The sequence below is a fragment of the Ignatzschineria larvae DSM 13226 genome, from assembly GCF_038500265.1.
Lineage (GTDB): Bacteria > Pseudomonadota > Gammaproteobacteria > Cardiobacteriales > Wohlfahrtiimonadaceae > Ignatzschineria > Ignatzschineria larvae.
Genome location: NZ_CP150637.1, coordinates 2,517,836 through 2,540,968 on the forward strand (window position 1 = coordinate 2,517,836; position 23,133 = coordinate 2,540,968).

Genomic DNA, 23,133 nt, shown 5'->3' on the forward strand with positions numbered 1-23,133 from the left:
CTAATGGAATTTATCCTTATTATTCTAACAGATCCCTAAACATTCAGGGGAAGGATGCTTTTATCAATCGTGCATTATTGCGGATAAAAACATTAGGCACTAAACATTAAAAAGCGCGCGGAGATAACTCGGCAATGAACGAAGTAAGAGGTGGAGTTGCTGTAGTAATAGCCGTTCTATCGCCGCCTCATTCATTGAATAATGGTCTTGTCGTGAGGATTGTGACGCCTGAAGTTGTTCAGAGAGCAGTATTTTGAGCTCACTATATCGCATTTTACTGAATTGTTTGCTTTGAAGGCTATGGATAATAAAATCGGTTACTTGATCTAAAGCTGTAAGTATTCTAGGCGATTGAATTTGATTGCGATGTGCACCTAATGCTGAGAGGTAGCCGAGAAAGGTGCTATTGAGGCAGAGGTTATGGAAGAGTATCTCTTTGGCTTCGCTATTCTGTTGTTTAGTATCACTCAGCGCCGAGAAGAGTAGGGACAGTTCACTATCAGCATCATTGGCTCGCATTCGACTTGTGATATAGGCGAGGTTATCACTACGGCCTTGATGATATTGTGTTCGAATTTCAGCAAGATATTCACAATTAGCATTTGCCGCTTTTGAGTAGCTTGCCGGTACATTATAGTAACGCCAATCAGGGAGAATAACGTGGGAAGCAATCCAAGCAATAGCACAGCCAATTAAGGTATCGATGAGCCGTTCAGGTGCAATAAAACCATAATCATTGAGGTTAAAGCCGATCAAAATCATAATGGTAATGAGTGCGGTAGCGAAAGAGTAACGCACTGCACTGAGGGCGAAAAAGAGCGTACCGCTGGCGATGACGACTAAAGCTTGGAGTGGGATAGAGGGAGAGAGCTCTAGAAATAAAATGGTAATCACAACGCCGGCAATAGTACCTGATAAGCGTTTTAGAATACGGGTTTTAGTAGCACTATAATTAGGCTGACAGACAAAAATAGCCGTCAGCACAATCCAGAAAATCCGTGTTGTCATCGGTGTATCCGGGAATAGATATTGATGAATGCCGGTTCCTAGTAGAATGATTAAGTAACCCACACCCATCACAAATCCCATGCGAATGGCATGACGATAGATCTCTGACTCCGGCGTTAAGTGCATTTTTAATCGTTCAATCACCGCTTTGAAACGATTTTTCCAAGAAAGTTGCGCTGTTTTTCCCGGTAGAAGGAGCGCTAGATTATGACGCAAGTCTTCTAGTTGGTGAGAATTAAGGGCATTCTGTTTCTCTACATTCGTGGTACTCTGTAATTTAGAGAGTAGAAGATTAATCTGCGCGAGGTTGTGAAGTAGATGCCGCAGTGTATCGATCTCTTGATCTTCCCCTTTATTAGCGGTTTCTAGTTGGGTAATGGTCTCTTCAAGTCGAAGGGTTAGGCGTGCAAGATAATTAGAGTAACGATAATTTTGATATTCAGTGAGGGTCATCGCAATCGTACGCGCTTCACTGCCTTGTTGCATCATAAGACGTTGAAATCTAAAAAGAAGGTCGCTATAACGGAATTTTTCATGCAGTAAAAGATAATCCACATGTACTGAAGAGGCTCGTTCATAGAGAGATTGAGCGGTTAGATAAGCATTTAGAAGTTCGGGAAATAGTTTTGTATCTGCATCGCGCTGTAACCTAAGCCGGCGCATGATGACCTCTCTTGTCTGATTTAACCGCATCGTCAGTTGTTTACCGGCAATGGAGAGTTTTAACTTTAATGATTCAATGCTCTCTACTTCATCAGGGTCAAAAAAACGCGCTTTGAGCTCTAAAAAAGCCGCTAATTCCCGATAACAATGTGCTAAAGAATCGGTGACAGGGCGTGCAGGCCAAATAAAGTGAAAGGGGAGGGAGATGAGATGAAACCAGAGTGCCCCACTTAAGAGCATTAAGGGTTGCAGATACCAAGCACGCTCCACATCAAAGGTGAGCATCGCATAGACGGAAATGACTAAAGTCCCAAAAGCTAAGGTTGCAAACCGCTCCCCGAGCGCTCTGAACATCATGAGTAGTGTTGTTCCAAATGCACAGAGTAGAAAAAATAAGACCGGGTGCGGCATTAAAATTTCTACTAGGACAGAGGCAATAAAAAAGAGGAGTAAGATTAAACCGATATTTTTAATGCGATTTTTAATGTGATCATCAAGGTCGGTTAATGCTGCCGCGACAGCGCCTAAAATAGGGGGAAGTTGGAGTGAGCCGGTTATTGTCATTGGGATAATCACAACGCCGCTCATGACGATAAAGATCTTAAGGCAGTAGAAGAAGATATTGTTATAAAATGCGCGAGTCAACGGATAGAGTGAGAGCATTAAAATCCCCTAATAATGAGCCGATGAAGATCTTTAGTTTATCATTATCTGTGTTCAAATGTGAGCTTCTTTCCCGGCATGATATAGTGATCAAGCGGGATATCTCCTTGATAGCGATCACTGATTGTAGCAATAGGTGTAAAGAATCCCACACCGATCTTAACGACCTGTGGGAATTCTTGAAAAAACTGATCATAAAACCCACCACCATAGCCCACACGATAACCCGCTTCATCACAGACTAATAAGGGCGTTAATACCCAGTCAATATGGGATATTTCATCGATTGATGCTGGCGGGTGATGGAGAGCAGGCTCTGGAATCTGCCAACGATTCAAAACTAAATCGGTATCCTTTGTGAAGTGAATATGTTCAAGGCTTTTACCGTGAATACGAGGAATATAGAGTCGATCCCCTCGCGCCCATAAGGTAGCTAATAGTAGTTGTAAATTGACTTCTCCGGCACCTTGCATAGGTAGAAATAGATGAATATTTATCGGCTTTTCCGGCAACATCTTAAGAACTTTCGCGCAAATGAGTGCAGAATATTGATTCTGCATCTCTTCTGACAAGCCTTGGCGCAGCCTCTTATAGTGCGTTCTGAGAGATTTTTTATGATTGTTGATTAAGGTATTTGTCATAATTTGCGTGATTACGATATGGGTTATGGATAATCATAAGATTGATAGCAAAAAGCCAAGCATCAAATCAGACACTTGGCATCTATTACTCTATAACTGGTTCCATCGATAATAGACCAATCAATAATAGTTCAATCATTAGAATGGAATATCATCGTCCATTAATGGATTGTCGAAATCAGACATGCTGTTATTCGCCGTTGCTTGTTGCTTAGGGGGATTAAAGGGTGCTGAACCACCTTGATTTTGTTGTGGTGCTTGCCCTTGATTGCGAGGAGGCGCTTGGTTGTAATGATCTTGCGCCGGCGCTTGGTTCATGTTTTGGTAACCCGCGGAAGGTGCCATCGCATCATTATTGTAGTTGCCGCCACCGCCACTGTTACCACCGAGCATCTGCATTTCGGTCGCATTAATATCGGTTGAATAACGCTCAACACCTTGTTTATCTGTGTATTTACTTGTGCGCAGTGAGCCTTCTACATAAACTTGTGAACCCTTTTTAAGGTATTGACCGGCAATCTCTGCCAATCTTCCGAAAAACACCACACGATGCCATTCAGTGCGTTCTTGTTGTTGTCCTGTATTGCGATCTTTCCAACTTTCACTAGTGGCAATAGAGATAGTCGTAACGGCGCTACCGCTCGCTGTGTAACGAACATCCGGATCATTCCCCAAACGTCCAACAAGAATAACCTTATTAATTCCTCGTGACATATTTAAACCTTTAATTTGTAATAACTTAATCGGAGAGTTATCGATACTATACGCTATTTTGAAAGGGAATTCAGCGATGAATTATGAGTGATGATCATCGAATGATTTCTGCGTATTTCGATAGTTTATATTGTAAATAATAGGGCATTGTGCCGGAAAATGGTAATCAACAATGCAGTTTATTAAGGTTTAACTTCGATAAACTTGATCTGTTGATCATCTAAATGGCGTTTTACTTCTGCTAATGTTTTAGGCGTAAAAGGCCCAATTTGTACTCGGTAAGTGGTTTTACCATTGACCGTTGCTTTTTGAATAGTGGGCTTATAGCCCATTGTTTCTAATTGCGACTTATGAATATTCGCTTCAAAAGTAGAAGAGAAACTCCCTGTTTGCAACTTCTTCTTGATCTCATTGCTAGCAGGCGGAGGGACTGGTTTATCTAATTCAGATTGAGAGAGCAGTTCGAGCGCTAACTCATTTTTAATCTGATTATCGACCGCTTCATAGCCGGATGATTGACTAATAAGCTCAAATTTAGGCTTTGGTGGTGGTTCAATATATTGCATACCACCGCTACTCTCTTCTCCGGCAACCTGTAAGGAACGATTTTCAAGATGTTTATAAAAGGAGAATTCAGATTCAGGAATCTCGATCGCAGAAGGATCAAAAGGCTTATTGCGCTCAGCTTCAAGCGCAGCAAGCCTTTCTAGTCGGGCAACACGTCGAGCTTCTTTTTCGATCGCTTTTTTTTCCAAATGATTGCTAATTAGGTATCCTGCTCCCACAATGACAATACCTAAGAAAAGGAAAAAGATCATTTTCCCTTTGGTAGGTCGGCTAAAAAAGAAGCGAAACACAGCGCGAAGCCACTGCATTTTTGCTCGAGATTTAACTTGTCCGAGTTGCACCATATTTTGAATATCCTTATCGATTCATCAGTAAAATCAGCATCCATGCTTTCATTTACAGTTGCGCAAGAGTGCGCTTCGCTTACATCTTCACCGGCGCAGATAAGCCAAGAAGCGATAATCCATTCGCAAGCACTTGTTTTGCTGCCACTAAGAGGAAGAGTTTCGCCTCTTGCAAGCCTTTTTGCGATTCATCATCCGTAAGAATACGGATTGCATTGCCATCATGATCTTTGGCATTGTAGTAGCTATGTACATCTGATGCTAATTCTTGTAGGTAGTTAGCAATAAGATGCGGCGCACGATGGTTGCCGGCCGTTTTGATGATCTCTTTGAACGCAGTAATGGTCCGCATTAACTTATACTCTTGCGTCATCGTTAAGAGCCCAAGGTTTGCTTTTGCAAGCGCAAGATCAAAACCACTATCACGCTTTTCACGTTCAGCTAAAATAGAGCAGATACGTGCATGCGCATACTGAATATAGTAGACAGGGTTATCGCTGGATTGTGAAAGCGCTAAATCGATATCAAACTGTAATTGAGAATCAGGGTTACGCGCCGCTAGGAAGTAACGGGTTGCATCTTTACCTACTTCATCAATGAGATCACGAAGGGTAACATAAGAGCCGGCACGTTTAGAGATTTTCACCTCCTGCCCATCTTTGAGCACCATCACCATTTGATGCAGGATATATTCAGGCCATCCTTGCGGAATACCGATATCAAGTGCTTGTAAACCGGCGCGAACACGAGAGATCGTGCCATGATGATCCGCACCTTGCTCATTAATCACAAATTGAAAGCCTCGTTGCCATTTCTTCTCATGGTAAGCCACGTCCGGCACAAAGTAGGTATAGCCACCCTCTTTTTTGCGCATCACACGGTCTTTATCATCACCGTAATCTGTGGTTTTTAACCAAAGCGCCCCATCTTGTTCGTAAGTGACACCTTTTTCAATGAGTCGATTGACGACTTTATCGACTGCGCCATCTCTATAGAGCGAAGATTCAAGATAGTAGACATCAAAGTTGATATCAAACGCTTTAAGATCTAAGTCTTGTTCCCTGCGCAGATAAGCCACTGCAAAATTACGAATATCAGTGAGATCTTCAGGGTTACCAGAAGCGGTCACTTCCCGATCATCAGCAACAACACTCTCTTTCGCAAGGTAGCTTTTAGCGATTTCAATAATATACTCACCACGATAACCGTCAGCAGGCCAAGCCGCATCATCCGGTGTGATGCCATCGATACGCGCTTTTACAGACGCAGCTAAATTATCAATCTGCGCACCGGCATCGTTGTAGTAGAACTCACGGGTAACATCATAGCCGTTGGCTTCTAAAAGACGTGCAATTGAATCGCCTACTGCAGCACCACGGCCATGACCAACATGAAGAGGACCGGTAGGATTTGCTGAGACAAATTCGATCTGCACTTTTTCATGATTGCCATGATTATTCGTTCCGTAACGCTCTTCTTCTACAAGGACTTCATTGAGTGCAGTATGGTAAATATCAGGCTTGAAGGTGAAATTTAAAAATCCAGGACCTGCAATCTCAATTTTGGCAATTTCAGGTTGCTCACCGATCGCTGCAATCAGTTTTTCGGCAATAGCTCTAGGATTAGACTTGAGTTGCTTTGCCGTCATCATTGCGATATTGCTGGCAAAATCCCCATGGCTTAAATCACGAGTCCGTTCCACGCTTTTAAGTACGAGTGCAGGATCAATTTCGATTTGATATTCAGCAGAAAGGGTCGAAAGCGCCTCGGTGAGGAGGCGGATAGGAATCTGTTTCATGCGATACTCCTACTGATTGAATTTATTGAGTAGTGATTGCATTTTTTCATCGAGTGAACGAGGCTCACTAGTTTGGTGCATATCAGATTGTCTCTTCTGCGCTGTATCTGATTTTGGTATACCCGGTTTCGTGGCTCTTGGTTTACGAGGGCCTTTAGGGGCAGGTTTTCGCTTTTCTGCACGTTTTTTGGCTCTTTCAGGATTCTTTTTCTCTAAATAAGCTTGGATCTTATTCACATTCTCTTGCGCTAGTGCACGATGAGTATCATCGATAATTTCAGCTTCAGTACCATCTAAATTAGTACGGTGGCTCGCGTGAAGCACCGCTTGTTGGTAACGAAGTTGCTTAGTATACCAGGCAAGGGCTGATCTTAAGTTTACAGCACTAAATCCCCACTCTGTAACAATTGGAATAAGTTGTTTATGAATACCAATCGCGAGCGCAACCGGGCGACCATCTTTCGGTTGAGGAAAGATAGTAGGGTAAGCTTCAGCAAGTTTTTTAAGGAGTTCTTGGGATACGACTATGCGCTTCTGACGAGCTTCTTGTGCTGAGATTGGCGCCTCTTCGGGCGTAGGAGTTACTGTTGTTTGTGTTGTAATTTCGTTTGACATTATTTTCCAAAACCTAGATATAATAAAATTTCGCTGATGCAATTTTATTATATCTTAGCGCTAAATGCATTAAGGTGGTAAAATTCTTCTGTAAACCCTATCTTTTAGAGTATATTATTTGCAATAAATACTCTAAATAACTCAATGAATTTTGTGAGAAGTCATCATTTATGAATATACGTACAATTACTCTATTAGTATCTCTGTTGTTGTTTTCTCCTATGGCAACAGCACGCATTGGCACAGTGGATGGGATTGCCTTTGTTGTAAATAATGGCGTCATCACGCTCTCTGAATGGGAGCGAGAGTTAGGTTTAGCGAAGCAAGAGATGAACTATTTGCCTCCTGGTCAAAGATTAACAGGTGATGAATTAGAAGATTATGTTGCGAGAGTGATGATTACTTCTAAATTCCAAGATATCTTTGCTAAACAGAGTGGTATTTATGTGCAAGATCGAGAGGTTGATAATGCAATTCAGGATATTGCAGCGCGTAATGGCACTGATGTAGAAACTTTACGAGAGTATATCATCTATCAAGGAATGGATTTTAATCAATATCGAGAAAGTATTCGTGGGCAGATGTTAGCTGCACGCTTACAAAATGAGATTGTGCAAAGTTTGAATTTTACTGAAAATGAGATTGATCTTTTCATGAAAACCGCGGATTTCAAAAAGATCAAAGATCAGCTTGCAAAAGCCAATGCACCACAGAATAAAGCGCGTCATATTCTGATAGCGGTGAATAAAGATAAATCAGAAGAGCGTGCGCTTCAGGAAGCGAATCGCCTACGGGATCGAATTTTAGCCGGTGAGATTAGTTTTGAAGATGTAGCACGTGCAAATTCGCAAGATCCTGTTTCTGCAGCTGATGAGGGTAGTTTAGGTTGGGTTGGGCAAGGTCAACTTATGCCAGAATTTGAGAAAGTAATGGTAGCACTGCCTATTGGTGAGATTAGTAAACCTGTGCGTACACCTTATGGTTATCATTTGATTCGAGTCGATGAACGCCGTACCGGTTTCCAAGATAATGAAGCGATGCGCAACGTTGCAAAAGAGTTCTACTTTAGAAAGAAAGCAGCAGCAAAATATGATGAATGGCTTAACCGCATGTTATCGGATGTCTATGTGGAAAAGCGTGTGGATACTAAGAAATAGCCTTTTAATCGCGCAATGTCATTACCTAGAATGATTTTATAATCATCGTTAATATAGCTTAAGACAAAATAGAAGCCTCGAGTTTGATATAATCATCTAAACTCGAGGCTTTTTATTAATGGCCTGTTCTAAATTTGTCGATTCCACGTCCTTTACCTGTTATTAAGAGAGTCATTTATGCATAAATCTCCACAACCGCATCGGGCCCGTAAACGCTTTGGGCAAAACTTCTTGGTCGATGAGAGTATTATTTTCCAAATTATTCAGAGTATTATGCCAATGCCGGGAGATCATCTTGTTGAGATTGGGCCGGGCTTAGGGGCAATGACGCGCCCGCTCTTGCAAGCAGCGAAAAAGATGACGGTGATAGAGTTAGATCGAGATCTGATTGAATATCTCCGTTCACTTGATGGTTTAACGGTGATTAATGAAGATGTACTGCAGGTCGATTTGACAAAATTAGCGCCTAAAGGTGAGAAGCTTCGAGTGGTGGGAAATCTACCTTATAACATCTCAACGCCGATTATCTTCCATCTTCTATCGAATGTTGCCTTGATTAGCGATATGCATTTTATGCTTCAAAAAGAGGTGATTGAGCGTATGGCGGCAATGCCTGGCGATAGTGCTTTTAGTCGACTTTCCATTATGGTGCAACGTTATTGTGAAGTGGTTCCTCTTCTTGAGATCCCTCCTCAATCCTTTGACCCAGCGCCAAAAGTGATGAGTCAATTTGTGCGTTTAATTCCTTATGAGGGGAATCCTTACGGAATTGAGAGTGATGATGATTTCTTTGAGATTGTGAAAGCCGCTTTTTCGATGAAACGTAAAATGCTGCGTAATAATTTAAAAGGGTTGTTAACTGAGGCAGAGATTGAAGCTTTAGGTATCGCTCCGACCATTCGAGCGGAGAATTTGGCGATTGAGGATTTTGTCAAACTCAGTAATTATTTCTCAAATCGTAAATAATTAGAGGTTTAGAATTGTTTTGATATTATTTGAAAGTGTTTTGAAAGCGCTCTGAAGAGCGGTAGATAGAGATCAATCAATGCGCTTTCTTGCTAGGGATAATGTTGGAATAATGCGATAATAGCGAAACTGTAATGCACTTAATTAAGAGCCTATTTTATCTCTGATTTTACAAAATAGCTCAATGAAATAGCGAGAGACCACGTATGAAAGATGATATTTATGCAGTGATTGATTTAGGATCAAATAGTTTTCACATGGCGGTAATGCAGGAAGATAATGGTCGGATTTTAGTGGTCGATCGGATTAAGGAGATGGTGCAGTTAGGTTATGGCTTACTTGATGGTGGCGGTTTAGATCCTGTTGTGCGCGAGCGGGCGCTTCATTGCCTTCGCAAATTTCGTGAGCGTTTAGTCACCATTGCACCGAGTAATCGCCGGGCAGTAGGGACCTTAACACTTCGTAAGCTGAAAGATCCTAGTTTTATCCGTGAAGCAGAGCAAGCGCTAGGGATGCCGATTGATATTATTTCAGGACGAGAAGAAGCGCGATTGATCTATTTGGGCGTTTCACAATATATTCACTTAGAGGATCAAGAGCAAGATCTCTTTGTGATCGATATTGGTGGTGGTAGTACGGAATTTATTTTAGGGCATAAGAGTGCGATCAAAGCCGCTTATAGCCAAGATGTGGGTTGTGTCAATATGACTCGGAAGTTCTTTGCAAAAGGGGAGTTTACACGAGCGAATTATGAACAAGCATTCACCTATGTTGAATCAGAATTACAATCGCTACGTTATTTGATTCCATACAAAAATGCGCATTTTGTTGGGGCATCCGGTACGATTAAAACGCTTGGCACATTAGTCTCAGTTTTTGGTCCTCAAGAAGAATTTATTACCGCGGCATCGCTTGATCATCTAGTAGAGAAGTTTATTGAGCTTGGTAAAACTAAAAAAATTGCGAAGAGTTTTGATTTAAGTGAACCACGAGCCGATGTCGTTGGGGCTGGATTGGTCATTTTACAAGCTGCTTTTAAAACACTCTCTATTGAAAAAATGGCAGTGACCAATGTGGCGCTTCGAGAAGGTATTCTGTTTGACCTTTTAGGACGCGTCCATCAAAAAGATCGCCGAGATGAGACGATTCAGGCGTTAATTGCAAGATTAGGGGCGGATGAAGAGCAGGCTCGAAGAGTGGCGATTACTAGTATGAAATTGGTAAAGATGCTGAAAAATTCAAAAGGCGATCAGATTGAATTATCCGATGAAGCAGTTCGTTATCTCAAATGGGCTTCTTATCTTCACGAAATAGGTTTAGCAATTTCCCATCACCGACAATATAAACATTCTGCCTATCTGGTTGAGCACGCAGACTTAGACGGTTTTAGTAAGCAGGATCAGAAAATTTTAGCAACGATGATTCGTTATCAACAGCGGAAAATCGATCCTTCTGCTTTTGAAGGGATGCCCGATTACTTGCTACTGATAACCTGCTTACTTCGTATCTCTGTCCTATTCAATCGAGGTCGCTATTTGAAAGAATCCCCGAATGTGGAGATCTCCCTTTCGAAAGATGAGATCAAGTTACAATTTGAAAAAGGTTGGCTTAAAGAGCATCCCCTATTTAGAGAAGATCTTTTAAGTGAGCAGAAATATTTAAAGCAGATCGGCACAGCGCTTACGTGGTAGTTCTCTGTCAATAGCCGTAAACTGTTTGATCAGTACAATATACAATCAGAATAAAGATTTAAAATGGAAAGGGCGATGATCTGTCGCCCTTTTTGTCTGTGTGAAACTGACATCGAAATCGAAATTGTAATTGGAAGTAGATTATGATCGATTCTGAATCAGAAAATCTGGCACAATACCCGATTCTTCAATAAAAGGCATGGGATCTTTCCCGCGTAAGAAACCCCAATCGGCTTTTAGAAGCGTCTTACAGCCTGCCATATTGCCGCCTAAAATATCGGTATGCAGTGTATCACCTACCATAAGTACCCGAGCTGGATCAAAATCCCCAACGACAGATCGAATTCGCTCAAAAGCGGCATCGTATGTATTTGTAAAAGGTTTACCGCAATAGTAGATCTTAAGATCGGGAATTGCTTTTAATAATTCGATCGCATAGAAGCCTGGTTCCACTGAAAAGCTGTTTTCAAGCGGTGCGCTGATATCCGGATTACCGATAATGATCGGTCTTGCACGTTTTTGCAAAGCGTCTGTTAATCTCATTTGCCATTCATTATTCCAAACGCCGGCAGCGAGGAAGATAAATCCATCAACGGTATCGATATTATCTTGCGTCAAGAGTTCACATTTTGCCGGTAATCGTTCAATGAACGCATCTTCGCCCACAATCACGCCCCAAGTGCCACCTTGTTTTGTAAGGGGTAAGGTAGGGAGCAAGCGTTCAACCCCATCTCGAGATGAAACGATATACTCTGCCGGAATATCATATCCAAGCTTCGGGTATGCTTTCGCGCGTACATCTGTTGGATAAGAAGCCCCATTAGTGAGAATAAAGAGCTCTTTTCCTGCCGCTTTCAGTTGCTTTAGCGTATTGGGCATATGTTGAATGGCGCTACCACCGACATTGAGAACGCCAAAGCCATCGAGGAGTAAAATATCATACTGATCTTGAATCGAGAGCAGAGAATCGACCTTTTGCATTCTCTTTTCTGGCATCGCTTGATTCGGAAAGAGGCGCTTTGGGTTGTAATATTCGTGATAGAGGGACCAAACTTGAGCAAAATTGAGCATGCAGACTCCTATTTATGTAGTGTTATCTGAGAAAGCGCTGAGGAAGCGGTATGGGATTAGCAAGCGTTATTTTACCATAGCCATTGTCGGCTTCCCAATGAGAGGCTTGAAACGCCCTTTGAAGGGACAGAAGAAATTCGTCATCAGTTTTTTGAAACCTTTATTATCACTATTTGATTGAGATATCGAAGGTTAGATTTTTAAAACAGTAAGATAGCAATATATTTTTATTTCTCCCCCTCCTTTTTTATCAAGAAAGAGGATAGACTATGGAGATTATTAGCCACTTTGGGGTTTTTGTGCGTCGTTACAATGTTGTTGTAATTAAATTGTTTGCAAGTTATGTGATTCCTACTGTTCTTGCGATGTTTATTAGCGGGACTTATCAGATTGTTGATGGTTTCTTTGTGGGTCACTTTATTGGAGTTTCAGGATTAGCGGCAATTAATATCGGCTGGTCCTATATTACCCTTCTATTAGGCTTTGGTTTCTTGGTGGGCGTGGGGATTGGTAGCCTTTACTCTATTGCCAAAGGCGAAGAGGACGATGAGAAAGCACGAAAAATCCTTGGGCAAGCCCTATTTTTACAGTTTATCCCCGGTATTTTAATCGGAACCGCACTCTACTTTTTAGCCCCTTGGTTGGTTACTATTTTGGGTGTTGAAGGTACCGCAGCGGATATGGCGGAAATCTTTATCCGTGCATTCTCGTTTGCTGCCCCTTTTGTAATTGGAAGCCTTGCAATGCCTTTTATTGTGCGTAATGTGGGAACACCACTGCGCTCAACTTGTTACATTGCTGCCGGCGTAACGGTGAATATCCTACTCTCATTTTTGCTTATTTCTTACTTTAAGATCGGAATCTTAGGGGCCGCGCTTGCCAGTATCGGTGGTGAGATGGTGGCAATGGTGTTAGGAGGCTATTATGTGCTCAAGCAGAGTGAAGAGAAGTTCTCTTGGCATCACTTTAAGCCCGATTTTAAATTATTAGGTTCGATTTTGTTAACGGGTAGCTCGGCCTTTTTCACCTTTATCTATATCGGTTTTATTATGACGCTGCACCATAAATTCCTAATGGAATATGGGGGCACAGTTGCTGTGTCTGCGTATACGATCGCCGGATACCTATTAACGATCTACTACTTTGCAGTGGAAGGCGTTGCCAATGGCTCACAGCCGTTGATTAGCCGGTTTTATGGGGAGGAGCGGGTGCGCTCGGCGCGTTTTGTGACGCGATTGATGATCTATGTAGGATTAGGTTTAGGGATTATTATTACCGCATTATTGCTCATTTTCCCACGCTTCTTTACAAGCTGGTTCACGGATGATCCTGAGCTTGTTGCGGTTACGGTCTATGCGCTTCGTTTACATTTAGCAGTACTCTTTTTAGATGGGCTATTTGTGACCGCAACAATGTTCTTCCAAGCCATTGGAGAAGGGCAGAAAGCGCTCTTTATTTCGCTTGGAAATCTGCTGCTGCAAGTGCCTTTCCTCTTTATTCTGCCGAAATTCTGGGGGCTCGATGGTGTTTGGCTCACAATGCCGATCGCCACTGTGATCCTCGCGATTCCGGTAGCCTATATCTTCTATCACCGTTATCAACGGATCAATGATGATGAATTTGTTGTGGAATTAGGGGGATAGCGATTACCCTCATCTTTAATGAATTATTGAATGATTCATTGAATGAATCGGATTAAGATCCGTCAACGAATCGCTTTTTGACAGAGATTGTAATTAAACAGAATGCCTTTCTCTGTTGTTGCGTAAGTTTCTGCATCGCTCGGTGGGAGGTAAACTTCCTCATTGAGCGCAATCGTTGGCGCTAATACTTCAAGGCAGAGTTCAGGCTGTTGCTGATGATAGAGCGTCAGCGCTAAATCGCTACGAATCGAATCTTTGAGTATGAAATCAAGATAAAAATCGCATTGGGTTAATACTTTGTTTAGGATATTCTCTGCATCTGCATAGCGCTTTTGATCATAGAATTGCTTGAAGCGATTGCGCTCTTTTTGGATATTATTATGAGTGCAATAAGTGGGTGGAATTTTAAACTCTCCAAAGAGAAAGGCACGCGCACCACAATATTGTTGGCAAGCCTCACTATATTGCTCACTGAGAACATCTAGTCGTAGTTGATGGCCTTGCATCTTGAAAGATAAAAGGCATTGATCAGAAGTATCTTCATGAATTACAACACCGATCTGTTCGTTATTGTGAATCATATCTGCATCTCTAATATAACCATCTGCATAACAAGAATGACTATTCGCCCCAAGAATATCCACTTCAAAATATTGCCGATGTCGTTTTTCGGTAATCGTGAGCGTGCTACCGCCGTTATTCCCCACATATTTTCCCACAGGTAATTGCGCATAACCCCAATTAAGTAGGAGTGTGATAATCAGCAATGAAACTAGAAATGGCCATTTTTGCATTGTGATGATCTCGATAGTTTGAAGGCAATATTTATATCTGTTCGATATAGATTAGATTAACAGGCTTCTGTTTTTTGAGATACTTGGTAATCAATCAGTAGCGCAAGCGGTGTATTAATCAATGCGATTTTTGTGCTTTGAATAAAATGTTGATTACTCTCGATAGACTTTGAAATATTGAGCATTATAGGCATTTGCTGATCTCTAATATTCTGATATATCTCGGCGATAAAGTGAGGTGCAATGGGATTAGTAATATTGTTTTGTACTTGAATGATATGCGTGTTATAGAGTAGATCAGGTAGTTGTGCCCCTATGTAAATCTCGTGATAATGGCAAATTGATTCAACTTTCTCCCTAAAACCATCGCTATATTGATCACTCGCCATATAACCGAAAGGATCTTGATCTTTGTGCATTAATGCGCGGTAGAGTTCTAAACTATATCCTTGGATATCCCAATCATTGGACGCACTCTGTTGATCTTCTTTTTGTTGATGAATTAACTCAACAGAATCAGTGTGCATCACATTTATAAAAAGTAAGCGATTATTTAAGGTTTCAATAGAGATCCAAGGATGGATTGTTGAACTTTGGGTTAACTGCTTTGCAGCAGATTGCTGACTTTTAAGAGAGATCGGAAACCAAAGAGCGTTTTCGTGGCTCTGTAAGTGGATACAAATATGTCCCCAAAAAGCATCAATGGTCGAATTATTTACAAAGAAATGTCCAGTTCTAGGATACGCCCGTAAGGGATAATCGCCTCTTAATTCTTCGACACTTGTTTTAAATAAAAGCGCCATATCCCGTAGATCACGGATCTCGGGGAAAGCCGTGCCACTTTCCCAATTTTCAATGTCAATAACAGAAAGTTGTAGTTCTTTTGCTAGAGTTTCTTGTGAGTATTGTAGTGCTTGTCGAAATTGTTGTATGAGCATTCATCGATCCCCTCTTTTAAGGTTGAGCTAATAACTGCTCAATACGCGTTTTGATCCGATTACAAACATCCCCTGCTAAAGACGGGTTTTGGATAATTTTTCTGAAGTTTTTCCCAATGCCAAATAATGCTGCTCTTTTTCTATAGTCTTGAGGGGACTCTTCTTGCAAAGAAGGCATGTCTTCGCCGATGTAGAGCGCTATTACACCAAGGGATATGGTATTTTTTCTTGTTTTAGCACGATTGTAAAAAGAGAGGGAGATGTTTTTATAATCCTTACCTTTAGGCTTTTGTAGCCATAACTCTAAACTGCTAGGTGTAATCTCTTTTGCCGAAGGATCTTCAATTAATAATTCGTGGAAATCAGGTATGCTATAGATTGTATTGACAATATGATTCGCCCAAATTTTGTTGATATTTTGAGAGATCATTGCAGAAAATTGCAACAACTCTGTAATATCGGAAGATGTTTTGCTGAGAATAAAATCCGAGAAGGAAGTTATCTGTTGTTGAGTTGTCATCTTATTTAACCTATTTAAAATAATTTTGTATTCATTAAATGCATTTGTGAGATTGGCAATGTTATAGGTTTGAGCTAAACAGGCTTCAACCCATTGAGAAATAGTGTCTTGGTAACTTATTGCGTAGTAGTCAATTAAATGTTTATTTTTGATGAGCTGAGATCGATCTTCTGATAATTGATAATCCCCTAAAGAATAAGTACTTGGGTGTTTCCCCTTTAGAGAGAGATAAGCAACAATAATATTGCTTCCATCGGTTTCTTCATTTTGAATTATTCTTTGTTGGATAGACTCAATATAGCGTTCGATCTGTTTTTTTTGATCAGTGGCATATAGCTTATTTTCAAGTATTAGATAAGTCGTTCCATCTTCGATTAGAAGATCAATACTATCTTTTTCACGATGGACGGAGATATTATCAAGATTGAATTGTGATAGTAGTTTAGGATTAATCGCCAAGAGAAATTCTTTCAAATATAAGGTTTCTTGAAAATGTGTTCCATTAGGATTAATCATTGAATGAATAAATCGAGAATGTAATCTCGTTTCATCATGAATGCTTAAAAAGGCACTGATAAGGCTATAGTTATTTTTTCCTTGCCTGACTTCTGCTTCTCTTTTTTGCAAGAATAACTGATAGTTATCGAGTTGTTTTTGGATGATATTAATGGGTAAAGTAGTCATGTTTAATTTAAATATTAATGATATTATCTATCATAATAAATAATTAAAAAGCCAATGTACATCGATACATTGGCTTTAATCTTAATGCGTTATGCTATTTTTGATTCTTGAACCTATTATTCTGAAGATAGGGTTCTAATCCTCAAAGAAATTATAGTGCAGTTTCTTACCGCTTTTGCCATTTTCTCTGAAATATTCAAAGTCTTCCGGCAACATATCGAAGCGTTCTATTTCACTTCTAAATTGCGGGATCGGGCGTTTATAGATGAAGCCGATCTCCTTACCGGTTTTATTGAGGAGTGCCGGATACTCTGTGAATTGCGTAATCACTTCTGGCTTATATCCCATAAATTCCATCACAAGAGGTGCGATAATCATTTGGCTTGTAACCCCTTTGTTTTCAAAGAAATTAGTGATAAGTGGGCGTTTTAAAGTCGAGGGTTTTGCAAAGAGAATGAAGGGAACGATTCCCTCTTCCATCGAAGTTGTCTTAGCATCGCAATGGGTCTTTTTACCTTTCGGATCTGAGAGATCTTGTCCATGATCTGAAGTGTAGATCACGATAGTATCGGGATATTTTTCAAGTAGCTGTGCAAGTTCACTGAAGAAATGATCTGTATTGGCGCGTACTAGATTTTTGTAAGAATTAAGCGCTTCTTCCGGCGTAGCATCGGCGAGATTGGTGTTTTTCATCGCCGGCACAAAAGGTGTTGGGAAGCCTGTGTTTTGGAACGGAAAATGGGAGCCTTTAAGACCGGCATAGATAAAGACGGGCTCTTGATTCTCTGACAAAATCTGCTCAATGACATTGACCACTTCACCATCATTCTTCAAGCCACTCCCATGAATATTGGTCACACCTTGTAATTCGTGATCGGTATAGAAATTATGACCTGTGGCATTATGTTGCGCATCGATAATGTAGGGCTTAAAGCCAGCGGTTTGTGCGACTTTCCAGATAGTGTTTTCATCTAAGAAGAGGTCGCTTGGCTCTTTACCTAGACGCGGCATTTTGCGCACTGCTAGGTTTGAGGTATCGCTACAGTTGGAAAAGGAGGCGATCATTCCGAAGTTGAGAAGACGATCTTCAGGGAAGTTCAGTAGCGAAGGTGTTGTGCCTAAGTGACTGTTGAGATCGATCATATCGCCGCGAATAGATTCATCCATGACCACAATAATATTCTTTGCAAGCGGTTGTCCAAGATCTGCTTGAGTCGGTGTTTCTCTTGGGTAGAAGGTGAAATCTGCTGCATCGGTACGAAGATAGTTAAGATAGGTAAATGTGGCAACTTGCGCTACTGGCGTAATGTAAGAGGCGCGGCCATTGGTGCCACGACCACTTTTGTTGTAAATAATCATGAGCATCCCACCGAGTGCAACAAGATAGAGGATAACGGCGAAGAGTGTCCCTTTTCTACCCATATGAATTTTAGGGAAGAGGAAGAAACCGATCGTAATGGGGATATGGTAGAGAATGGCCTTGAGGATCGCCCCTTGATATCCTTTTGCAGCTTCCCCCATCATTACGCGGGCATCGATTAAGGTGCGAAAATCCTCGTAATCAGGCTCACTGCCGGTGGCGAAATAGTAGATAAGATAACTCATCGAACCAAAGAGAAAGAGTAGATAGAGCGGAACACGCCAGCGCATTCTAGTAAAGGCAAAAAGCTCGACAATAGTTAATGCTACAAAGGCAGTGAGCAAGTGGCGAAAGAGTCGGTCAGGGCGTTCTATACTAATGTAGTAGAAGGATTTACCCTCGATAAAGGGGTAATTGATCAGAATAAATCCGAGAGTAATCAGAATAATCTTACTAAAAATGCGCATAATGTCCCGCTTGTGGTTCCTAAAAAATCAAAATAACCATCAGTTTTCCTTAAGTTTTACCTATAAAAGTAGGTAGCGAACAATGATACTTCACTGTTCTATCTGATGAGCATCATCCATAAAGGAGATATTATACTGCGCATTTTTGTAAGCCCCTAATAAAAGGCTCATTTCTTCACATAAAGAGAATAGAAAGAGGCCGGGAGAGCGATAAGCTAGTGATGACTCTCTGCTTTTTGTTATGGGAAATATGTTAAAATAGTGCAATATTTTATCGAATAGAGGCTATCGGGATATTTTTTCTTATTTCTTGAGATATCTATTGAGATATTTGATTGACCGGAAGCTTAACGAATTAAAACAAGGGTGGTTGAAATATGCACTTTCAGGATCTTCGGGAGTTTATTGCTTTTTTAGAGACGCGTGGCGAGTTGAAGCGAATTAATGCGGAAATTGATCCTCATCTTGAGATGACAGAGATTAGTGATCGTGTTTTACGGCAACAAGGACCCGCATTACTCTTTGAAAATCCGAAAGGGAGCGATATGCCGGTATTAACGAATCTATTTGGCACGCCGGAACGTGTGGCCTTTGGTATGGGGCAAGAATCGGTAGATAAGCTTCGGGAGATCGGGGAGTTTCTCGCTTTTTTACGGGAACCTGAGCCGCCTGAGAATTTCAAAGATGCGATGGATAAATTACCCAAATTCAAACAAGTACTCTCTATGCGTCCGAAGCGGGTTAAAAGACCGCTCTGCCAAGAAGTGATTCTTGAGAAAGAGGAGATTGATCTCACCGCAATGCCGATTCAACACTGTTGGCCTGGTGATGTGGCACCGCTTGTGACGTGGGGTTTGACGATTACCAAAGGTCCTTCGAAAAAACGGCAAAATTTAGGGATCTATCGGCAACAGGTGATTGGTAAAAATCGTCTGATTATGCGATGGCTTGCGCATCGTGGTGGTGCGCTCGATTATCGTGATTTTCGGTTAAAAAATCCCGGCGAGCCTTTTCCTGTTGTCGTGGCCTTAGGTGCCGATCCGGCAACGATTCTCGGAGCGGTTACGCCGGTACCTGATGCGCTTTCTGAGTATGCTTTTGCGGGTCTGTTACGTGGTAAGCGCACGCAAGTTGCGAAAGCATTAATGCATCCGCATCTATCCGTTCCAGCTACTGCTGAGATCATTCTTGAGGGGTATATCTATCCTGACGATATGGCGGATGAAGGGCCTTACGGTGATCATACAGGTTACTACAATGAAGTTGATCGCTTCCCTGTTTTTACGGTCGAGCGTATGACAACGCGGGTTAATCCCATTTATCATTCCACTTATACAGGCCGTCCACCGGATGAGCCTGCGGTTTTAGGCGTAGCGCTCAATGAAGTTTTTGTCCCTATTCTACGTAAACAATTTACTGAGATTGTGGATTTCTATCTACCGCCAGAAGGCTGCTCTTATCGGATGGCGGTTGTTTCGATTAAGAAACAGTATGCAGGTCACGCTAAACGAGTGATGCTGGGCGTTTGGTCTTATCTACGACAATTTATGTATACGAAATTTATTATTATTGTTGATGAAGATATCAATTGCCGAGATTGGAATGACGTGATTTGGGCAATTACCACGCGAATGGATCCGGCAAGAGATACGGTAATGGTAGAAAATACCCCGATCGACTATCTTGATTTTGCTTCGCCAATCTCGGGATTGGGTTCAAAAATGGGTTTAGATGCTACAAATAAATGGCCAGGGGAAACAGATCGAGAATGGGGAACACCGATTATTAAAGATCCTAAAGTGGTTGCTAAAATCGATGACCTTTGGGAGAGTTTAGCGATTTTTGATAAAGCTTAATTTTAATATCTTGCGTTGATGAAAGATCGATATAGTCAATTGGGTTTCAAAAAAATGGTTTTTAAACAGCTATTGTGAGGTTTTAAAAGAATATAAAACCGTACTAAACAACACTCGCAAGATGCCGGATAGAACAGTTTCCTTGCCTCGATCAACCGATGCCCCGGCATTTCAATAGGCTTATTTTGAACCGATATTGCAATACAGGATAAAAGTTGGGCGACTAGCACTGCAATATAGTTAATGATTAATGCCATCCCTAATATCATAACGCGTTATAATATTAGGACAAATGACCTGATAAAACAGGAGGTAACAATATGTGGCAACGACTTTTAAAAATAAGCACCTTCTTGCTTTTGGCAATGGGATTAGGCGCTTGTGCATCCCTAAATAGTGGTAATATTTCGACCAATAATCCTAATGCCTACGGTGATGGGCAATTAACGATGTTTAACAATAAAGAGATCATCGGTAAAGAGTTTATGCTTGGTGGCTCTATTGTGACGATTAACCCACAAGGGGATCATATTAGGGTTGAAGTAGTACTCAATACCTTAGATCAAAATGGTTATCCAATGCGCAATCAACCGATGGATCAATATCGAATGATTGCAGATATCTATGGGCCGGTACGCACTAATGGCTATTCTGCCGGAGATTACTTTACGGCGGTGGGGCTAGTGAAGCAGGCTGAGAATGTCAAAATGGGGGGTGAAACCATTCGTGTGATTACGCTTAATGCGACAGATTATGATTTCTGGCGTGATCCTCGTCGAGAAGTCTATTATGATGAGCCATTTTTTAATAGCCCTGCATTGCGCTTTGGCTATTATCAACCCTATTGGGGAGTGGGCTTTGGACCCTATTTTCCTTATTACTACTAAGATGGTTTGAGGGTTAGCTATCCATAGAATCCGGTGCGTAATCGGCTGAAATTTGATATTATCAAACGATTTCATTTAAGGTTTCATTAGTGGGTTTCACTTAAATAATATTTATTTTAAAAATTTAATCTAAAATAAGATGTTTGGACTGTTGGGATTAATAAAGGGCATATGAGTTTATTCATATTAGGAATTGGACATAAAACAGCTTCGGTAGAGATACGGGAGCGTGCAACACTTGTGCCCGAGAATATTCACGCATTTTTAACAATGGCAAAAACTTGTCATATTGCAAGTGAAATCGTTGTACTCTCTACTTGTAACCGTACAGAGTTTTACTTCTACGATTTTACGATGTCTGTGGAAGAGTTTTGTGAAATATGGGCAAATTACTCTGAGCTTGATGTTAAAACTGCACAAAATCATCTCTATCAGTATGAGGGGGATCGTGCAGTTGAGCATATCTTTCGTGTCGCTTCCGGGCTTGAGTCGCTTATTTTGGGAGAGCCTCAAATTATGGGGCAGCTCAAAGAGGCGCTTCGTGTGGCAACAGAGCATCAAATGGCGCGTAAATATCTGCAGCGCACTTTGCAGATGAGTTTTAATATTGCGAAAGAAGTTCGAACTGAGACCAATATCGGCGCTTTTGCAGTATCGGTGGCATTTTCGGCGGTGCAATTAGCGAAGAATATCTTCGATGGTTTAGAACATCACCACGTTCTATTATTAGGGGCCGGCGAGACAATTGAACTCGTGGCGCGTCATTTGATAGAGGCAGGTGTTCGAAACTTAAGTATTGTCAATCGCCGAGTAGAACGGGCATCGATGATGATTGAAGAGTTGGGTGTTCCGGCGAGTGCGCATAGTTTAGAGGAGTTGGCAGATTGCTTGCCGGTAGCGGATATCGTCGTAGCTTCAACAGCGGCGCAAGAAGCATTAATTACTAAAGAGATGGTTAAAAATGCGCTCAAACTACGAAAAAATAGGCCGATGCTTTTGATCGATCTTGCCGTACCAAGGGATATCTCACCGGAGCTTGATAAGCTCTCAAATATTTATCTCTATACTGTAGACAATTTGAATGCAATTGTGGAAGATAATCAAAAGGCTAGAGAGGAAGCAGCGCTTTTAGCGGAGCGTTATATCGCAGAAGGTATTGCCCGTTGGCAATCTTGGTATCAGTTAGCAGAAATAGGAAGTTCAGTACAAGCATTACAAGATTATGCGGCGACTGAACGGGAGTTAGCGGTCACTCGTTTATTGAATCAGATGAATGATGCTAAAGATGCGGAGTTGATACGTAAGATGGCGACTCAATTAACAAATCGGCTACTTCACCCTATGATTGAACATCTCAAAGCGCTAGAAGAGGCGGATGAAAAAGTGAAAGTCACCGAGCTTATTGCGCAATTTAAGGTTTAAAATGACGGAAGTTTGTTATAATTGCCAAGTTGATTTTTTATTTACTTAAGGAACACTATGTCAATTACGTTTGAAGAAGCGCAAGATATTATTATTCAATCAGAAGAGATTGTCTCCGCTTCAGAAGTTCAAAATGCATATGATGCAATGGGAAAAGCAATTACTTATGATCTAGAGCTATCAGATCCTCTAGTATTAGTGGTGATGAATGGTGCATTAATTCCCGCGGGCGAGTTGTTAACTCGTCTTAATTTCCCTTTTCAAATCGGTTATCTCCATGCAACACGCTATAACGGAAAAACGGAAGGTTCTGAGCTTGAGTGGATTGTAAAGCCCTCAGTGGATGTAAAAAATAGAGTTGTGCTCTTGATTGAAGATATCTTTGATGAAGGAACAACGCTTAAAGAGATCGTGAATGTACTCAACCAGATGGGAGCACAAGTCGTTTATACTGCAGCCTTAGTCAATAAAGTACATGATCGTAAGCCCAAAGATTTTAAAGTGAATTATATCGGCTTAGATGTTGAAGATCGCTATATCTTTGGTTGTGGTATGGATTATCATGAATATTGGCGTAATTTGCCGGGTATTTGGGCGCTTAAAGAATAACCTAAATTCCTTAATTACGACCTGATGGGATCTGTTTTTATTAGATGAGGTGAGG

19 protein-coding genes are annotated in these 23,133 nt (G+C 41.2%); 8 read left to right on the forward strand and 11 right to left on the reverse strand.

The window, feature by feature from the left end; genetic code table 11:
- Positions 1 to 99: 99 nt before the first annotated feature.
- The 6 genes from yccS to WMO13_RS10440 all read right to left on the reverse strand — a co-directional run bounded on the left by yccS (position 100) and on the right by WMO13_RS10440 (position 7,013).
- On the reverse strand, positions 100 to 2,334 hold the full coding sequence (yccS, locus tag WMO13_RS10415) for a YccS family putative transporter (RefSeq protein WP_026878958.1): 2,235 nt from the start codon (positions 2,332 to 2,334) through the stop codon (positions 100 to 102).
- Between the two features lie 44 nt (positions 2,335 to 2,378).
- Complete coding sequence (locus WMO13_RS10420; protein ID WP_084331482.1) at positions 2,379 to 2,975, reverse strand: 5-formyltetrahydrofolate cyclo-ligase; 597 nt, start codon at positions 2,973 to 2,975, stop codon at positions 2,379 to 2,381.
- A gap of 138 nt (positions 2,976 to 3,113) precedes the next feature.
- Positions 3,114 to 3,689: a single-stranded DNA-binding protein gene (gene ssb, locus WMO13_RS10425; protein WP_026878956.1), complete on the reverse strand. Its 576-nt coding sequence runs from the start codon at positions 3,687 to 3,689 to the stop codon at positions 3,114 to 3,116.
- Positions 3,690 to 3,871: 182 nt separating this feature from the next.
- The gene (locus tag WMO13_RS10430) at positions 3,872 to 4,600 is read right to left on the reverse strand and encodes an SPOR domain-containing protein (RefSeq protein WP_026878955.1); all 729 of its coding nucleotides are present in this window, start codon (positions 4,598 to 4,600) and stop codon (positions 3,872 to 3,874) included.
- Positions 4,601 to 4,679: 79 nt separating this feature from the next.
- Positions 4,680 to 6,398, reverse strand: coding sequence for an arginine--tRNA ligase (argS, locus tag WMO13_RS10435; RefSeq protein ID WP_026878954.1), 1,719 nt, complete (start codon positions 6,396 to 6,398; stop codon positions 4,680 to 4,682).
- A gap of 9 nt (positions 6,399 to 6,407) precedes the next feature.
- Positions 6,408 to 7,013, reverse strand: a complete 606-nt coding sequence (locus tag WMO13_RS10440) for a ProQ/FINO family protein (protein ID WP_026878953.1) — start codon at positions 7,011 to 7,013, stop codon at positions 6,408 to 6,410.
- 170 nt (positions 7,014 to 7,183) lie between these two features.
- Here WMO13_RS10440 and WMO13_RS10445 point away from each other — a divergent pair, with 170 nt between their 5' ends.
- The 3 genes from WMO13_RS10445 (at position 7,184) to WMO13_RS10455 (ending at position 10,827) form a co-directional block, all read left to right on the forward strand.
- Positions 7,184 to 8,170, forward strand: coding sequence for a peptidylprolyl isomerase (locus WMO13_RS10445; RefSeq protein ID WP_026878952.1), 987 nt, complete (start codon positions 7,184 to 7,186; stop codon positions 8,168 to 8,170).
- A gap of 177 nt (positions 8,171 to 8,347) precedes the next feature.
- Positions 8,348 to 9,136 (forward strand): 16S rRNA (adenine(1518)-N(6)/adenine(1519)-N(6))-dimethyltransferase RsmA, encoded by a 789-nt coding sequence (rsmA, locus tag WMO13_RS10450; RefSeq protein WP_026878951.1) that lies wholly within the window; start codon positions 8,348 to 8,350, stop codon positions 9,134 to 9,136.
- A 206-nt stretch (positions 9,137 to 9,342) separates the two neighbouring features.
- Positions 9,343 to 10,827, forward strand: a complete 1,485-nt coding sequence (locus WMO13_RS10455) for a Ppx/GppA phosphatase family protein (protein WP_026878950.1) — start codon at positions 9,343 to 9,345, stop codon at positions 10,825 to 10,827.
- 141 nt (positions 10,828 to 10,968) lie between these two features.
- Here WMO13_RS10455 and WMO13_RS10460 read toward each other — a convergent pair whose 3' ends face one another.
- On the reverse strand, positions 10,969 to 11,898 hold the full coding sequence (locus WMO13_RS10460; protein WP_026878949.1) for an HAD-IIA family hydrolase: 930 nt from the start codon (positions 11,896 to 11,898) through the stop codon (positions 10,969 to 10,971).
- A 269-nt stretch (positions 11,899 to 12,167) separates the two neighbouring features.
- On the opposite strand from WMO13_RS10460, the gene WMO13_RS10465 reads away from it, so the two are divergent.
- Positions 12,168 to 13,541 (forward strand): MATE family efflux transporter, encoded by a 1,374-nt coding sequence (locus tag WMO13_RS10465; RefSeq protein WP_051396228.1) that lies wholly within the window; start codon positions 12,168 to 12,170, stop codon positions 13,539 to 13,541.
- Positions 13,542 to 13,603: 62 nt separating this feature from the next.
- Here the strand turns inward: WMO13_RS10465 and WMO13_RS10470 are convergent, their stop codons facing one another.
- The 4 genes from WMO13_RS10470 to WMO13_RS10485 form a co-directional block, all read right to left on the reverse strand.
- Complete coding sequence (locus WMO13_RS10470) at positions 13,604 to 14,335, reverse strand: hypothetical protein (RefSeq protein WP_026878947.1); 732 nt, start codon at positions 14,333 to 14,335, stop codon at positions 13,604 to 13,606.
- A 56-nt stretch (positions 14,336 to 14,391) separates the two neighbouring features.
- A complete protein-coding gene (locus WMO13_RS10475; protein ID WP_026878946.1) occupies positions 14,392 to 15,273 on the reverse strand; it encodes a helix-turn-helix domain-containing protein in 882 nt (293 codons plus the stop codon).
- 16 nt (positions 15,274 to 15,289) lie between these two features.
- Complete coding sequence (locus tag WMO13_RS10480) at positions 15,290 to 16,477, reverse strand: PD-(D/E)XK nuclease family protein (RefSeq protein ID WP_026878945.1); 1,188 nt, start codon at positions 16,475 to 16,477, stop codon at positions 15,290 to 15,292.
- A 135-nt stretch (positions 16,478 to 16,612) separates the two neighbouring features.
- On the reverse strand, positions 16,613 to 18,304 hold the full coding sequence (locus WMO13_RS10485) for a sulfatase-like hydrolase/transferase (RefSeq protein WP_026878944.1): 1,692 nt from the start codon (positions 18,302 to 18,304) through the stop codon (positions 16,613 to 16,615).
- 377 nt (positions 18,305 to 18,681) lie between these two features.
- Between WMO13_RS10485 and ubiD the strand changes: the two genes are divergently transcribed.
- From ubiD to WMO13_RS10505, 4 genes are all read left to right on the forward strand, one after another.
- Positions 18,682 to 20,160: a 4-hydroxy-3-polyprenylbenzoate decarboxylase gene (gene ubiD, locus WMO13_RS10490; RefSeq protein WP_026878943.1), complete on the forward strand. Its 1,479-nt coding sequence runs from the start codon at positions 18,682 to 18,684 to the stop codon at positions 20,158 to 20,160.
- Between the two features lie 320 nt (positions 20,161 to 20,480).
- A complete protein-coding gene (locus WMO13_RS10495) occupies positions 20,481 to 21,047 on the forward strand; it encodes a Slp family lipoprotein (RefSeq protein WP_026878942.1) in 567 nt (188 codons plus the stop codon).
- A gap of 171 nt (positions 21,048 to 21,218) precedes the next feature.
- Positions 21,219 to 22,469: a glutamyl-tRNA reductase gene (hemA, locus tag WMO13_RS10500; protein ID WP_034855725.1), complete on the forward strand. Its 1,251-nt coding sequence runs from the start codon at positions 21,219 to 21,221 to the stop codon at positions 22,467 to 22,469.
- A gap of 57 nt (positions 22,470 to 22,526) precedes the next feature.
- On the forward strand, positions 22,527 to 23,078 hold the full coding sequence (locus tag WMO13_RS10505) for a hypoxanthine-guanine phosphoribosyltransferase (RefSeq protein ID WP_026878941.1): 552 nt from the start codon (positions 22,527 to 22,529) through the stop codon (positions 23,076 to 23,078).
- Positions 23,079 to 23,133: the final 55 nt, after the last annotated feature.